12 protein-coding genes and 2 pseudogenes are annotated in these 14,005 nt (G+C 67.5%); 9 read left to right on the top strand and 5 right to left on the bottom strand.

The features are described from left to right. Positions 1-51: 51 nt before the first annotated feature. The 3 genes from AB0J86_RS00820 to AB0J86_RS00810 are packed head-to-tail and all read right to left on the bottom strand — an operon-like array spanning position 52 to position 2,870. Positions 52-678 carry a GNAT family N-acetyltransferase gene (locus tag AB0J86_RS00820; protein WP_363850397.1) on the bottom strand — a complete coding sequence of 209 codons (627 nt, stop codon included), beginning with the start codon at positions 676-678 and terminating at the stop codon, positions 52-54. Next, positions 675-2,195, bottom strand: coding sequence for an APC family permease (locus AB0J86_RS00815; RefSeq protein WP_363850394.1), 1,521 nt, complete (start codon positions 2,193-2,195; stop codon positions 675-677). The genes AB0J86_RS00820 and AB0J86_RS00815 overlap by 4 nt, the downstream gene beginning before the upstream one ends. Before the next feature lie 45 nt (positions 2,196-2,240). Further along, positions 2,241-2,870: a GPP34 family phosphoprotein gene (locus AB0J86_RS00810; protein WP_363850392.1), complete on the bottom strand. Its 630-nt coding sequence runs from the start codon at positions 2,868-2,870 to the stop codon at positions 2,241-2,243. 668 nt (positions 2,871-3,538) lie between these two features. Here AB0J86_RS00810 and AB0J86_RS00805 point away from each other — a divergent pair. From AB0J86_RS00805 to AB0J86_RS00770, 8 genes and pseudogenes are all read left to right on the top strand, one after another. After that, a complete protein-coding gene (locus AB0J86_RS00805; RefSeq protein WP_363851565.1) occupies positions 3,539-4,918 on the top strand; it encodes a hypothetical protein in 1,380 nt (459 codons plus the stop codon). Between the two features lie 7 nt (positions 4,919-4,925). Continuing rightward, entirely contained in the window at positions 4,926-5,813 is an 888-nt protein-coding gene (locus tag AB0J86_RS00800; RefSeq protein WP_363850389.1) for a phosphotransferase, read from the top strand. A 472-nt stretch (positions 5,814-6,285) separates the two neighbouring features. Next, positions 6,286-6,924 (top strand): LuxR C-terminal-related transcriptional regulator, encoded by a 639-nt coding sequence (locus AB0J86_RS00795; protein WP_363850387.1) that lies wholly within the window; start codon positions 6,286-6,288, stop codon positions 6,922-6,924. A 566-nt stretch (positions 6,925-7,490) separates the two neighbouring features. Beyond that, complete coding sequence (locus tag AB0J86_RS00790; protein WP_363850385.1) at positions 7,491-8,369, top strand: hypothetical protein; 879 nt, start codon at positions 7,491-7,493, stop codon at positions 8,367-8,369. Between the two features lie 345 nt (positions 8,370-8,714). Then, the gene (locus AB0J86_RS00785; RefSeq protein ID WP_363851562.1) at positions 8,715-9,233 is read left to right on the top strand and encodes a DUF6244 family protein; all 519 of its coding nucleotides are present in this window, start codon (positions 8,715-8,717) and stop codon (positions 9,231-9,233) included. A 203-nt stretch (positions 9,234-9,436) separates the two neighbouring features. Further along, complete coding sequence (locus AB0J86_RS00780) at positions 9,437-9,823, top strand: hypothetical protein (RefSeq protein ID WP_363851560.1); 387 nt, start codon at positions 9,437-9,439, stop codon at positions 9,821-9,823. A 14-nt stretch (positions 9,824-9,837) separates the two neighbouring features. Continuing rightward, positions 9,838-10,284, top strand: a complete 447-nt coding sequence (locus AB0J86_RS00775; protein ID WP_363850383.1) for a SitI3 family protein — start codon at positions 9,838-9,840, stop codon at positions 10,282-10,284. Positions 10,285-10,325: 41 nt separating this feature from the next. Continuing rightward, positions 10,326-10,771 (top strand): annotated as a pseudogene (locus AB0J86_RS00770) (SitI3 family protein). A 338-nt stretch (positions 10,772-11,109) separates the two neighbouring features. Here AB0J86_RS00770 and AB0J86_RS00765 read toward each other — a convergent pair. Beyond that, positions 11,110-11,904: a hypothetical protein gene (locus AB0J86_RS00765; RefSeq protein ID WP_363850380.1), complete on the bottom strand. Its 795-nt coding sequence runs from the start codon at positions 11,902-11,904 to the stop codon at positions 11,110-11,112. 350 nt (positions 11,905-12,254) lie between these two features. Between AB0J86_RS00765 and AB0J86_RS00760 the strand changes: the two are divergent. Then, positions 12,255-12,449 (top strand): annotated as a pseudogene (locus AB0J86_RS00760) (hypothetical protein); the annotation flags it as partial. Positions 12,450-12,670: 221 nt separating this feature from the next. Here AB0J86_RS00760 and AB0J86_RS00755 read toward each other — a convergent pair. Further along, a complete protein-coding gene (locus AB0J86_RS00755; protein WP_363850377.1) occupies positions 12,671-13,327 on the bottom strand; it encodes an HAD family hydrolase in 657 nt (218 codons plus the stop codon). Positions 13,328-14,005: the final 678 nt, after the last annotated feature.

Genomic DNA, 14,005 nt, shown 5'->3' with positions numbered 1-14,005 from the left:
GGGTGGAAAGCCGATAGCCAAAGTGACGAAGCAGGTCGGGGCGACGTGGCATTACGAGGCCACGCCCTCGGGCTCGGGCCGGCTGGGTTCGTGGTGGGCTGGTCGCCACATCGGGTAGAAGGCGCTGTAGTTGGGGAGCAGGAAGCGCTCACGTTCGAGGTAGCCGTTTCGGGCGTAGAGGTCGCGGCTGCTGGTGCTGCTGGCTTCGAGGTAGGCGGGCATGCCGATGCGGTCGAGCCGGACGTGGTGGTGGCGCAGGAGTGCGGTTCCACGGCCGGTGCACTGCTTGTCGGGTGTGACGGCCAGGAACGCCAGGTGGTGGTGCGGTTCGGTGGGGTGGTGGGCGTCGAGCAGCTTGTCGAGGGTGGTGAATCGTTCGGTGTAGGGGCCGCAGGCCGCGGCGAGGCGGCGGGCGTACTCGGCGGGTGCGGGGATCGGGGCGGAGCGGTCGAACCACACGGCGGCGGCGCTGAGGTCGTCGAGGACGTGGACCTCGCCGTAGAAGAAGGCGTGTTCGACGAGGATGCGGAAGTTCGCGGTGAGGATGGTGTGTCGCTGTTCGGGGTCGGGGATGAGCCAGGCGACGGGGTCGAGGTGGTGGAACGCCTGGGCGATGAGGGTGGCGACGGCGTCGCCTTCGCGGTAGGTGGCGCGCCTGATCGGCGGGAGGGTGGTCACCGGGTGACCTCCTGGCCGGAGAGGGCGAGGTGCCGGCCGGTCGTGGTCGGGGCGGTGGCGGCGCGGGCGCCGAGGCCGATGGTGGCGTACACGTAGGGGCGGGTGCGCTGGAGGACGAGTCCCCAGGCGGTGCCGAGGACGGCGGCGGTGAGGTAGCCGGTCGGGACGGCCCAGGCGAGGATGTGCCCGTCGGGTACCCCGAGCAGGATCGGGAAGTTGCCGATGGCCAGTACGACGACTGCGGTCAGGGTGAGGGTGGCGGCGGTGGGGGCGATGAGGCGCCGGCAGACGGGTTCGTCGTGCGGGTGGCGGGCGAAGAAGGCGACCACGGCGATGCTGGTGGCGGTGATGAGCAGCAGCACGCCGAGTCCGCCGGAGGTGCCGGCCCAGAAGAAGAGGTGGATGAGCGGATCGGCGCCGGTGATCGCGTAGATGGCGATGACGGTGATGCCGATGGCGCTCTGCCACAGGGAGGCGGTGCGGGGCGCGCCGCTGCGTCGGGAGACGCGGCCGAGCGCGGTGGGCAGGACCCGTTCGCGGCCGAGGGCGAACATGTAGCGGGCGGTGGTGTTGTGGAACGAGATCATCGCGGCGGCGATGCTGGTGGCGAACAGGGCGTGTCCGATGTCCACCAGGGTGGGGCCGACGTGGGCGCGGGCCTGGTGGAATATGAGTTCGGTGCCTTCGGCGCGGGCCACGTCGACTATGCGGTCGGGGCCGGTGGCGACGGTCATCGCCCAGGCGGACAGGGCGTAGAGGACGGCGATCGCGGCGACGGACAGATAGGTGGCGGTCCGTACGGTGCGGTGCGGGTCGCGGGACTCCTCGGAGAAGACGACCGCGGCTTCGAAGCCGATGAACCCAAGCACGGCGAGGGCGAGGATCGCGCCGACGCCAGGGGCGAACAGGCTCCCCAACGAGAGGGTCTCCATGCTCAGCTGGCCGTCGGCGGGGTGGGCGAGGCTGCCGATGTTGTAGATCATGATGATGGCGACCTCGGCGAGCAAGAGCACGGCGAGGACGTGGCCGTTGAGGTCGATGCGCCGTACGCCGAGGGCGGCGGTGATCGCCCAGGCGGCCAGGGCAATGACCCACCAGGGCGGCGTGATGCCGAACCATTGGTCGAGCAGGGGTTGGGTGGCCGCGCCGATGGCCCCGTACAGGCCGACCTGCAGCGCGTTGTAGGCCAGCAGCGCGACCCAGGCGGCGCCGACCCCAATCGGGCGGCCGAGCCCTTGGGCAACGTAGGAGTAGAAGGCGCCCGCGTTGGCCACGTGTCGGGCCATCGTGACGTAGCCGACCGAGAACAGGCCGAGAACGAGCCCGACGATGAGGAAGGCGAGGGGGATCCCGGTCAGGCCGGTGGTGGCGTAGCCGGTGGTGATGACCCCGGCGACCACGGTAAGCGGCGTCGCCGCGGACATGACGAAGAAGACCACGGCGGGCACACCGAGGCGGTCAGCGGCCAGGGTGGCCGTCACCGGACTGGTACGACCCGGCGGGGCGGACAAGGACATCGCGAAGCCTCCGATTCAGGGGCGAGCGGGACGGCGCGGGGATGGTCAGGTGCGGTAGAAGAGGACTGCCTCGCCTACCGCGGCATGTGCGTGGGTGAGCAGCTCACGCAGCGGCGGGGGCAGGACGTCGGTGAGGCGCCGCAGGTAGTGACGGCTGGAGGCCGGTGCATCCCGCAGCAAGTCGTCCTCCAGACCTGTCGCGGCGGCCAGGCCGGCGAGGAACGCGTCTACCTGGCTCATCGGCGCCTGGTCCCGCAGTTGAAGTGACAGCCGAGCAGCGGGCCAGTGCGCGTAGTTCCAGTCGACCGGCACCCACCGCACGCCGTTCGGACGAAGCAGCCGCCGCGACTCCTCCCGCCGGACGTGCCCCGCACGCCACAATCGCTGCGCCACCTGCTCCGTGGCGCTGTGCGACAGGAAGCCGAGCCAAATGCGAAGGGTGGCGTGCTGCGGCTGGGCGATGAGGTGCTCCAGAACGGTGTGCGCCAGGACGTCCGCGGGCGGGCTGTTGTCCACCACCCAGAGCCGTCCGTCGCCCGCGCTGATCTTCCCCATCCACATCAGCTCGGCCAGCAGGGCCGCCGCCAGACCGAGACCGGCGGCGCGACCGTTTAGCCGAGGAGCTCCAGACACGTCGTGGTGGGCGAGAAGCCAGAAGTCGTCAGCAAGTCGCATGCGATATCGTCCCCTCCTACAGGGGCCGCTTATGTCGGTGCTTGGAAAGCCTCGTCTGCTCGCTTCCGCGTTCTTCTTGAGATTCCGCGATCGCTGACCGGCATAGCCTTGCCCGGGATGAACCCATGGAACTGAGCGCGTTCCTGCGCCTCCTTTTGGCGATCTTCGTGATGTGACCGCAGCCGAGGGGTTCCGCCGGCGTCGGCGTAGAAGCGCAAAGGCCCGTTGCGGTCGACTGGTCCTGCTGATCCACATCGACATAGAGAACCGAGGGTTCGAAGGAGACACCCTGGGATGCCCGACCTGGCGGAGGAGGGAGCGGACATTCGAGCTGGTCATCGCTGCCCTCCGTCCTCGCCCGGTCCATGAATCGAGACGATCTGGCCGCTGCCGTGGCCGTGTAGCGTGTCAGCCTGATGCACAGAGCGTTGTAAGGCGATACCCACGGTGAGGGGGCACGGTGGGGTTGAAGGGAATCACTGTGGCTCCGGATCATGTGAGGCGCCGGGGCGCGGGCCGCAAGCCAGGCGCCGCTACGCCCGAGGGCTGGTGCGGCCGCGCGCGGGCATTCCCGGCACCAGTGGCTGTCGATGCAACCAATGCCTCGACCCGCCGATATCCACTGCATACATTGGGCTATCGAGCGCGGATCGCGGTGGCCGAAGGAGCTGATCGTGGGCGTCCAGATCAATGCCAGCTGGTGGGTCTCCGGCACGTGGGAGGGGCGTCCCATCCACGAATACCTGGAGCGTCGCGACATCACCGCGGTCTTCCGCTTCCTGCACGCTCGGGGCGTCTCGTATGGCGCGATGGCCGCTCTTGTTGGCATCTCCGCCAACCGAGCCGCGGAGATCGCAAAAGGCGTACGGCAGGTCACGGCCTACGAGGTGCTGGAGCGGATAGCCGAGGGACTGAACATCCCTCGTGCCGCGATGGGCCTGGGCCGTGCGAAGGACCTGGCCTCTGCCGCGCGAACCTTGGCGGCGACGTCGAGCGGCGAAGGACCCAACGCCGGCCCGACCACGGCGGTGGGTGTAGATGGGGTCGGTGAGCAGGCCGGAACCCTGGCCCATGTCCGTGCCGAGCTTGACGAGGCGCTGGCGTCGTCGAGCGTGACACCACGACAGCTTGACCTGCTCGAAGAGTCCGCCCGCGAGCACATGCGGGTCTATCCGGCAGCTTCACCGGCGGCCATGCTCTCGCTCCTCGCTACCGAGTGTGCGGAAGTCAAGGTCCTGTCCCGCCGTAGACAGCCGGCGGCGGTGCAGGCCAGGCTCTCCGGCACGGCCGCCCTCCTGGCGACCATGTGCGCGGACGCCTTGATGCGCCTTGGTGATGTGGGCGAGGCGCGGTTGTGGTACCGGACCGCGATGCAGGCGGCGGACGACAGCTCAGAAGCCCGGCTACGGGTCCTTGTCCGTGCTCAAGCGGCCATGTTGCCCTACTACTTCGGAGACCTCCGGCAGACGGTTGCGCTCGCGGAGGCTGCCCTGGCGGTGAAGGCGCCCGCGTCGTCGTCGACCGCGCTAGCGGCAGCTGGACGAGCCCGCGCGCTGGCCCGGCTCGGGGCCGCCGAGCAGGCGCGAATGGCAATAGACCACGCGAGGCAGCTGTTCGACGAAGCCGGCGACGAGGACTGCGACACCGCGTTCCACTTCCCGGCGAAGCGGCTTTTGTTCTACCTGTCTGGCGCGACGACGTGGCTGCGTGACACGAGGGACGCTTATCGCATCCAGGAGGAGGCACTCACGCTGTACGGGCAGAGCTCCACCGTTGCCATCGATCCCGCGCTTATCGCCCTGGATCGGTCAATCTGCTTGGTCCATGACAAGCGGGCTGCGGAAGCGGCCGCGACGGCGCGCGAGGCGATCGCGATCCTGCCCGCGGCCCAGCGGACCGAGATCATTTTGACCAGGGCATCCGACGTGGTGTCGGCCCTACCGGGCGAGCACCGTGGTGCCGAGGTGGCCGAGTTGACCGACTACGTGCAGGCCTGCCGGGAGCACGCCCGTACGCTTACCCGTGGACCCGCCGCGCTTGATCCTTAGGAGCCGCATGTTCGTCGAGGCGCGAACACGTCCGGTGCTCGCCGAGGTGTGCCGGCAACTGGATCTTCCTGAGGCCGAGGCCGTGCTGCTGCGGCATCACACGAACGCCGTGTACGCAGTCAGCGATGTCGTGGTCAAGATCGCGCCGCCGGAGTTCGGGCTGGACCGCGCGCGGACGGTCGTTACCGTCGCGCAGTGGTTGGCCGCCCGGCAATTCCCCACCGTGCACCTCAGTCCACGCCTCCCTCAGCAGCCGCTCGCGATCGGCGAGCACGCCGTCACGGTGTGGCAACGCCTGGACCCTGCGCTGGACAAGCCGATTACCACCGCGGAGCTGGGCGTACTGCTCCGTGAGATGCACTCGCTCCCCGCTCCGCCCGTCGACCTGCCGGCGCTGCAGCCGTTCGAGAGCGTGCAACGGTCGGTTGCGCGATCGTCGATATTGGACGACGCTGACCGAGACTTCCTGCTGAAGCGGCTCGAGTCGCTCCATGCGGCCTGGTCGATGATGACCTTTCCCCTCGGCCAGAGTCTGATCCAGTCGGACCCCCAGACGCGCAACGCGTTACGTCGCTTCGACGGTGCGCCTGTCCTCTCGGACTGGGACGGCGCCGCGCTCGGCCCGAGAGAGTGGGACATCGCCACGGTTGCTGTTCATTGCCGCCGGTTCGCCCGCCCGGGCTCCACGAGCTTCGCCGACTTCACCAGCGCATACGGCTGGGACCCGGCAACGTGGGTCGAATTCGAAGATCTATGCAAGCTTCGCGAGCTTCAAATGATCGCGACCAACGCTCGTAAATCTCGCCAGGGAACCCGCGCCGCTGCTGAAGTCCACCGGCGGATCGCTGGCCTTCACGAAGAGGGTCAAGATCTACAATCGTGGCAGATACTCTGACTTCTCGCTGACAACAACGACGGGAACCGCGCGTCACCTTGTGGCGAAGAATTGGCGCGGACCGGGGCCATGGTGGGGCCCAGCATGGCCCATCATCGTGGGGGTAGCGGCAATCCGCCGGTGACCGCCATTGTCGGTCCAGGCATACGTTGGTGGCCTCGCCGGGGCATTTGAAACTGCAATGGTCGTGTCAACGCGTGCCCGTCATGCAGCGTTGCTGGGGAAGCGGCCGGCCTCACAGATTCGTCGGTGGCCGGGTCGCTCTCCGGGCGGATCGGAAGTGAGCTGGGACTGGGATGGCACGGTACGAGATCGGCGGGATATCTGCGTTTACGGAGCGCGCGAAGAGCATGCGGGCCCATCCGGCGGAGTCTCCCCGCCGCGCAACGGGTCGATGAGCAGGATGGATGGCCGCGGGCTCAGCCCTGTACTCGTTCCGTCCGCCCCGGCTGTACCCCAGACAGGGAACAGCGTGGACTTTCAGCAGCGGTTGGTGCGGGTGGCGACCTACATCGACTCTCCGGACCCAATCAGCCGTGACGGCGTGGCCGCTCAGCTGCGGCCGCATCCGGAGGTCCTCGTCCTTCCGGAGGAGGAGCGGGACCGGGCACAGGTTGCTGTCGTGGTGGCCGACGCTGTGGACGAGCCCGTGCGCCGATGCTTGCGTACCCACCAGGTTTCGGGCCTGCCGGTCGTGCTCGTTGTCGCCGTCGTCGAGATGACGGGTCTGGTGGCGGCCGTGGAGGCCGGGATCATCGCTCTGCTACGGAGGGGCGACGCGTCCGCCGAGCGGCTGATCCCCGCGATCTCAGCGGCGGCTGCCGGTGAAGGATCCCTGCCCACTGACCTGCTCGGGCCTCTCCTGCAGCAGCTCGGGGCGCTGCATCGCACCCTGCTCGGTCCACAGCGGCTGTCGCTGAACGGCTTTACCGAGCGGGAGCTCGAAGTGCTGCGGTTGGCCGCCGACGGCTACGACACGGTGGAGATCGCCCACAAGCTGAACTACTCCGATCGAACCATCAAGAACGTCTTCTACGACATCAGGAGCCGGTTCCACCTGCGTAACCGCGCGCATGCCGTCGCCTACGCGCTGCGCAACGGGCTGATCTGACCCTCACTTTTCGCTGCTGTCTATTCGCGCCGGGGAAAGGAGTAGCCGTTCATGACCACACTGACCGCTGTCGGGGCAACCAGCCGTCCACCTGCCGCGGGCGCCTCCTCCGAGGACACCCACCTCTACGCTCTTGCCACGCCGGCGGCGCAGCTCCTCCCAACGGCTCACGAGATCCTGGCCGTGCACCAGCCCGATCCGCGGGGCATGTGCGCCGGATGCCTTCAGCACTTTGGCCTGCTGACGCCTTATCCGTGCAGCGGAGTGCGGTGGGCAGCGGCCGTCGAAAGCCGCGTGCCCAGCAGAGAGACAGTCGCTTTCCTCGGCTGGCCGACGTGACAACCAGACCGCTCCGGCCGAGACGATCCCCGCCCGTTCAGATTCAAACGCTGGGCGCTGGATAGATACGCCACCACGGGCAACCGGCGCAGACCGTGCAGCGATGCCGACAACATTGGCCGGGTTTCGGCCGACTCATTGTCTTCGTTCTGACGGACCGGATCGTCAAACGCCGCCCTAACCCAATCACGGTCATCTAGTCGTGCGCTCCACGTCAGGAGGGAAATGTGCTGCCTCAGCCATCGGGGCCGCTCCGCCTAGCGGTTGGCGGCCTAACATCGATCACCGATGATTTCGCCTTCTTCACCTACAACCTGTGCGATTACCGCCGCACGGGCCGAAGCGATGAGGCGCGCTACGCGCGCGTCGAAGAGGTGATTCGCGAACTGGTGCGACCCGGCACCCCGACGGTAGGTGCGGTTCAGGAGTTGCCGGGCGACGACTGGACGAGCGCGGCCCACGGGCTCGGCCACCTCGCGTCCGCAACCGGTCTGCACTGCCAGGCGTTCACCGACGGGACGCGCTCGGCCGCTGCCGTGCCCGGAGGCCACGACTGCCTCGGTCTCGGACTCCTCTGGTCTGCCGAGGTCGACCCGATCGCCGATACGCTGCGCTACATCAGCGGTGGGCCGCTGTGGCACGCGCTGGTCATGGTCGACCTCAACGTCGGCGGACACCGGATCAGCGCCGCGTCGTACCACGCGCCGCCCAAGGCCGGCCGCGACCGCCGTACCGCCGAAGCGGGCCTGGTCGCCACCACGCTGCGCAGCCATGCCGGCGACGGGGGTGAGATTTGGCTCGGCGCGGACTGGAACAGCCCCAGCTCCCGCACGACCGACGGCCTCTACTACGACCCCGACCCAACGGAGATGGTTACCTCCGCCGATCGGCAGCGCTGGGGCGATGACCTGCCCGAGATCGGATATCGCACCGACCGTACCCCCGACATGATCATGGCCGACGCGGGATTCCGCGATGCTGCCGTCGAGTACGGCGCCCCCTGGGCACCTACCACGGGACACGGCCCCAACGACCGCAACGGACCCCGACGGATCGACCGCATTCTGTACCGACCTGCGGCGGCGGCCCCGGGCGGTGTCGCGTGACCGACCGGCTGCGCGACTACCGGGTCCACGACACTCCGACCGCCCGCGACACCTCCGACCACCTACCCGTCTCCGTCGCGGTGGCGCTACCAGCGGTAGGTGGCCAGCAAGCCTTACACCGCACTCGACCGTCACGCCACAATCCGGCAAGCGCCGACTTGGCGGACCGGGCTGGAGCCGGGCCGGAGCACCCGTACAGCGACGGACCCGGTAGCCGGTGAGCCCTTGGGCTGTCTCGTGAATACGACATCGTACGGGCCGCGTGCCGGGCCCAGATCGCTCGATGGTCGTCCCAGTAGGCTCTAACCACCCATGACCTTCACTACCTTGCGATGGGGAAGCCGCGTGTCGCGCATCGAAGAAATCACTGGTGAGTTGCAGGCGCTGATGGCTGGTGTCGAGCAGGCGCGGGCTCACGCTGCTGCGGCTGACGGGCAGGCGCAGGAGATCGGCCGGCGGGCTGCTGGCGCTGGTTTCGCCGCCGTGGCGGCGGGCATGGCGCGGGTTCGGCAGGCGATCGGCGAGATCCAGGGTGGTCTGGGTGGACTTGCCGGTGCGATCGGTGAGGCGACGAAGGTGGCCGCGGCCGTTCCGCGGGAGGCGTCGCCCGAGGCGGCGATCGCGGGACTGGCGCCCGTGCAGAGCGCTGTCACCGCTGCTCGCGAGGCCGCGTCCGGGGTCGCGGGCCAGGTTGATGAGGCGCAGCGGCTCGTCGGCATGCTTCTGCAGGGTGGGCAGCCTGGGCCGCTGCTGGCGACGTTGGCGAGTATCAAGCAGGTTCTCGTCCTGCTGGTCCAGCGGACCGGCAACGCCGGGCAGCTGGTTGACGTGGCGATCGGCGAGGCGCGACAGCTGGGAAACTGAGCGGGGCTGGCGGTCCGGTACCGACCAGCCCCGCACCAGATCTCAACCCCGGCCAGCAGTTGACGCCCGAAGGTCCGGACCCGGCCGCTTCCCGGGGCGAGGGTGCGCCGTGGACTCGGCGTCCCACGGGCGTTCCGGGCGGTACCCCGACCGGAAGGCGTACTCGGATCGCGCGTAACGAGCAACCCAACGAGCGCCGGTCACTGGAGTTGGAGAACCAGTGCGCTGACACAGTCGCTGATCGGGGCTACCGGGTTCACCAGAACCCAACTCGACATGAGATCGCCGAGGCCCGTCGCGCCACCGGCGATGTCGGTGACCCACTACGAGCACCCGACTATCTGATCGAGGACCACGTCTTCGACTGCTATTCGCCCACACCACAGGTATCCACCCGTGCCGTCTGGAGTGCGGTCTCGAAGAAGGTCACCACCGCCCAAACCCAGCGGGTGGTGCTCAACCTCCACGACTGGCGCGGCGACCTCGCTGCTCTTCAGCGGCAGTTCGACACCTGGCCGGTACCAGGGCTCAAGGAGCTGGCAGCAGTCACACCGTCTGGCAAAATCGTACAGATCGTCCGGCAGGACTGAGGAAGAGGTTCAATATGTCCATCGATTACCGCCTGACGCTCTCCGGCGACGTCCTGCTGGAAGAGCTGGCCGACCTGGTCGCTCCCGGAGCCGCCGAAACCCTCGCACCCGGCGGCAATCGCGTACTCAGCGCCGACCTCGACAACGAGAGCGGCTATGTCATCAGCCTGACTTCCGGCATGCACGGCTATTACGAAGCAGAAGCCGACGGCGCCGTCTGGCAGTGGGAGCCGGCCACCTACGTCGACATCACATTCCACATGAATAAGGACACCCTTAGCGACAAGGGTAGACCCCACATGCTCAGAACCGTCGCAAAAATCCTCACCAACACGACCGAAGACGCCGCCCTAATCCTCAACGACAACTGGCTGCTACTTACGCGCAGCAAGGGAAAAATGCGCAAGCACAATACGACCGACTGGTACGACCAGACCTACGACGATATCCTTCCCGATTGACCCCGGACCGGAGCGCAAGCGAGCCTGCGGGACGGCGACGCGTGGCTATCGAGTACCGACTGACCCTGGCGAGCGACGTCCCGCTGGAGGACGTGGCGCGGCTGGCCGCTCCGGAGGCCACCGAGCGGCTGACGCACACCGGCAAGCGGATGCTCACCGCCGACCTCGACGACGAGCGCGGCTACGTCGTCGATATCACCTCTGGCAGCAACGGCTACTACGACGCCGAGGACGACGGCTCGCAATGGGTGTGGGAGCCGGACGCCTATGTCGACGTCGACTTCCGCATGCGCAAGGACACCCTGGCCGAGAAGGGCATCCCCAACATGCTGGCCGCGGTGGCCCGGGTACTGGCCGGTCGCACGAAGACGCCGCCCTGGCGATGAACGGCAACTGGCTACTGCTGACCAGGTTCGACGGTGTGCTCCGCAAGCACAACCTGACCGAGTGGTACGACGACGAGTACGACGAGATCCTTTCCAGCTGATCGCGGTCCTGGCCGGCGGAGTGTCAGAGCAGAGACAGGGCAACCGGCGTTTGCTGGCCGGGGTCGTATGCGTACACGACGATGCATCCCCAGCTCCCACGTCGTCGATCCACGAAGTCAGCATTGTCGAGGTGATCGAGCGCGCCTACGACCATCCGGACGCGGCGCGGCTGTTGGCGGCCTTTCCATGAAGCGCAGATCAACCGGTACGGGTTCGCTGATCCGGTCCAGACGGATCCGACCGAGTACACGGACCCCCGGGGCCGCAGCGGCACCTTATCTTCGTGGCGCTGCCGCCAGCGATAGATGCGTGCGCCGCGATGACCGCCGTGCAGCGATCAGCGTTCGAGGAGCCGCGTTTGCTCGTTGGGGTCGCCGATGGGTTGAAGCCCTTCGGCGAGACGGTGGGTGATTTCCAGATCAGGAATTAGGCGGCCGACCACGCTGTCGTCGCGCACGTCGACCTTCCCGCGGAAGCCTCCACCTCGGAATGTCTCTCGCAGGTAGCCGACAAACCAGTCGCCGAAGTGGCTCTCTTCGTTGATGATCATCCCGTAGATACGGAAGTCGGCCCCAGCCTCGGGGAGCAGGACGTTGTAGTTCATGCCGCCGCTGTAGTTGGCCTTGTGGCATTCATCCGGGGCCAGAAACCAGGACCGCTTGCCGTGCTCGGTGTTCCACTCCGCCTGGGCGCAGGCAAGCGGCTCGACGACCAAGGGATCGTACTCGCCCAGATAGGCCACGGGCGTTACCGGCTCGGGCCGCTGGTCTCGGTCGTACCAGTTGGCGAACTGCTCCGAGGATTGGATGAAGGTGACGGTGCCGACTATCTGGTAAAAGGCGCGCAGAGATAACGGTAGGGGCCCGTGTTGTCTCTCGAACTTGTCGAGCTGGACGGCGATGTCCGGCGGGGGCGGCAGGTGGGCTCGGTCCGGCTCCTTGAAGCGGTAGCCGGCATTGTCAAGACGTGTGCGGAGCACCTCGACGTTGTTGCGCACTCGGCGCATCGTCTCCTCGGCTACGCTCCGGCCGTCGGCGAGGTAGGTCTCGTCGCGGACATCTGGTCCCAGTCCGCGCAGGTCGGCCCAAACCTGCTCATGTTCACCACGCAGGTAGCGTTCGAGGAACTTCACGGTGGCTGATTTTCCCCGAAAGGTCGCCGTGCAGCAAGCAATGGCAATCGTCATACGGTGGCAGGGCTGACCCGCTGGAGAAGGCTGGAGCCAAGCCGCGACCAGCTGTCGCCCACCCGGTTCGTGCACCGTTTTTCCAAAGGTCATTGCACTGCCGCGGCAACGCCAGCAGTTGTGGCCTCCACGACCGGCAATCGGGCGACGACTTGACCTTTGAGCAAAGGTGAGCGTTCATGGTTCCCGTCGCCGAACGGATATCCGGAATCTCCTATCTTGGGTAGCCGACGGTGGTTTCATCACGCCGATGAAAGGTGCTTGTCGTGTCTGGCAATTCCCGTGAACGCCTCAGCATGCTCGCTGTCGTCCCCGACGACGTGACCGACCCATTGCTGTGGCGACTCGCACTCGATGTGGCTGCCGCGCATCAACCTGACGAGAACGGTAACTGCCGTAACCTGCAGTGCGCCGGTCAGATCGGCATTTGCATTGCGGCCCGGAGGGCGCGCCGCGCGATGACCCTTGCCCGCACTCCGCTCGCTTCCGCACGGAGTTCTCCAGGCCCTTCCTACCGCTATTCCGCGCCACCCTCTGGCAACCCGGTCACTTTTGTGGGCTGGTTCGGCCGATCGCGCTCGACGATCACTGGTAGGGAATCGGTGACCGCGCAAACTGCACACGCTCAGCCTCGACGGAGGGCAGCGGTATCCATCGCAGCATAGGCACCGGTCGCCGCCCTTGTGGCCTGCCGAGCCGCCCTCTTCGGAGCCTAATCCGCCGACTCGTTGTGCTTGCGTACCAACTCGGGTAGCTCCGCCAGCGAGTCGAGCTGGAACAAACAGCGTTCGCTGACGGAGCTGTCAGCGAGGAGGTATCCCCACGGGCCGCGCCTCACGAGGGCGGTCGTGAGCCCGGCCTCCTGCGCCGGCCGGATGTCGTTGTCCAAACGGTCGCCGACGTAGAGCACCTGGTCTGCCGGGCAGTCCGCCTCGGCGACGACCCGCTCGAAGAACGCCGTGGACGGCTTCTCCACGCCCCAGCCGTCCGATGTGCCGATCACGTCCACCGGCAGGTCCAGGGCGCGCAGGATCGTTTCGGCGCGTGCCGTCTGGTTACCGGCCAGACCGACCCGCAGCCCCGACTCGCGCAGTGCGGCTAGGCACGGTCGGGCGTCCGGGTACAGGTTCTCCTCGGAGAAGTGCTCCGGCTGGCCGGCGGCGGCCCGGCGCTCCCGCTCCTCGGCCAGGTCGAACCCAGGCCGGAACATCTGGAACGTCTCCCGGTAGTCGAGGCCGCGAGCGATCACCGCGCCGAAGACGGCCGAGAACGTGTGCCGCGGTACGCCGAGCCAGTCGGCCCAGGTCCCGTACTCCCGGGACTCGTCGACGATCGTCTCACTCACGTCGAAGAACACGCTCGCGATCACCTCTTGATTGTGCCCACCTGCACGCAGAGTGATCTATACGGGGCCTGTGCGCTTGGAGCTGTCGGTCGTGGACGGGTGGCCGGGGGCCGGTACTCCCGGCTCCTGACCGCCGGGTCAGGCGGGCGGAGCTTGTGCAGAAAAGGTTGGCACATTTGTGTTTCCCGGACGTTGGGTACCGCCGTCGGACCACCACGTACCCGGCTGGACGGATCGATCCATCCCAGCATGATCGACCTTGTGGGTCGGCCTCGTGAGCTGGGTCGCAGCAGCTGAATGGCCTTGACAAGGCAGCCCGGCCGAGAGGTACTGGATGACGTTCCCCGTGCGGCGGTCTTGTTCGCCGGGCCATATAGGTCGATGCGTGGGCGCTCCGTGGGGGCGCTTGCTTCGTTCCGGGCCCGTGTGAGCGGGCCGGTCGACGGGGCCCGTGCGAGCTACAGGAGGGCCGAGATGAAGGATCTTCTTCCGGCGGGTTGAGCCGACGCCCTATCCGGCCACCGCGATGTCGAGCGGCCGTGGGAGTGCCCTGTCACGGGTTGTGACCAACCTGGGCGGTGCCGCTGCGGACACCCAGCCGGCGGTCCGTTGTTGTCCGTTTCCGTCTGCACGACCGTGCTGGTCGCGGTCGTGTCGACTGCTGCTGCCCTGATCCGCTACATACCGGCCGGTATCGGGCCG

Origin of the sequence: Micromonospora sp. NPDC049559 (assembly GCF_040676675.1) — a bacterium.
GTDB lineage: Bacteria > Actinomycetota > Actinomycetes > Mycobacteriales > Micromonosporaceae > JBFAPK01.
Note: the sequence above shows the minus strand (reverse complement) of the source record. Positions and strands in the feature narration are given on the sequence as shown.

What these genes read in the sequence shown, in the direction of transcription:
- AB0J86_RS00815 (WP_363850394.1), bottom strand. Translation starts at nt 2,195, where the DNA reads ATGTCCTTGTCCGCCCCGCCGGGTCGTACCAGTCCGGTGACGGCCACC.
- AB0J86_RS00810 (WP_363850392.1), bottom strand. Translation starts at nt 2,870, where the DNA reads ATGCGACTTGCTGACGACTTCTGGCTTCTCGCCCACCACGACGTGTCT.
- AB0J86_RS00800 (WP_363850389.1), top strand. Translation starts at nt 4,926, where the DNA reads ATGTTCGTCGAGGCGCGAACACGTCCGGTGCTCGCCGAGGTGTGCCGG.
- AB0J86_RS00775 (WP_363850383.1), top strand. Translation starts at nt 9,838, where the DNA reads ATGTCCATCGATTACCGCCTGACGCTCTCCGGCGACGTCCTGCTGGAA.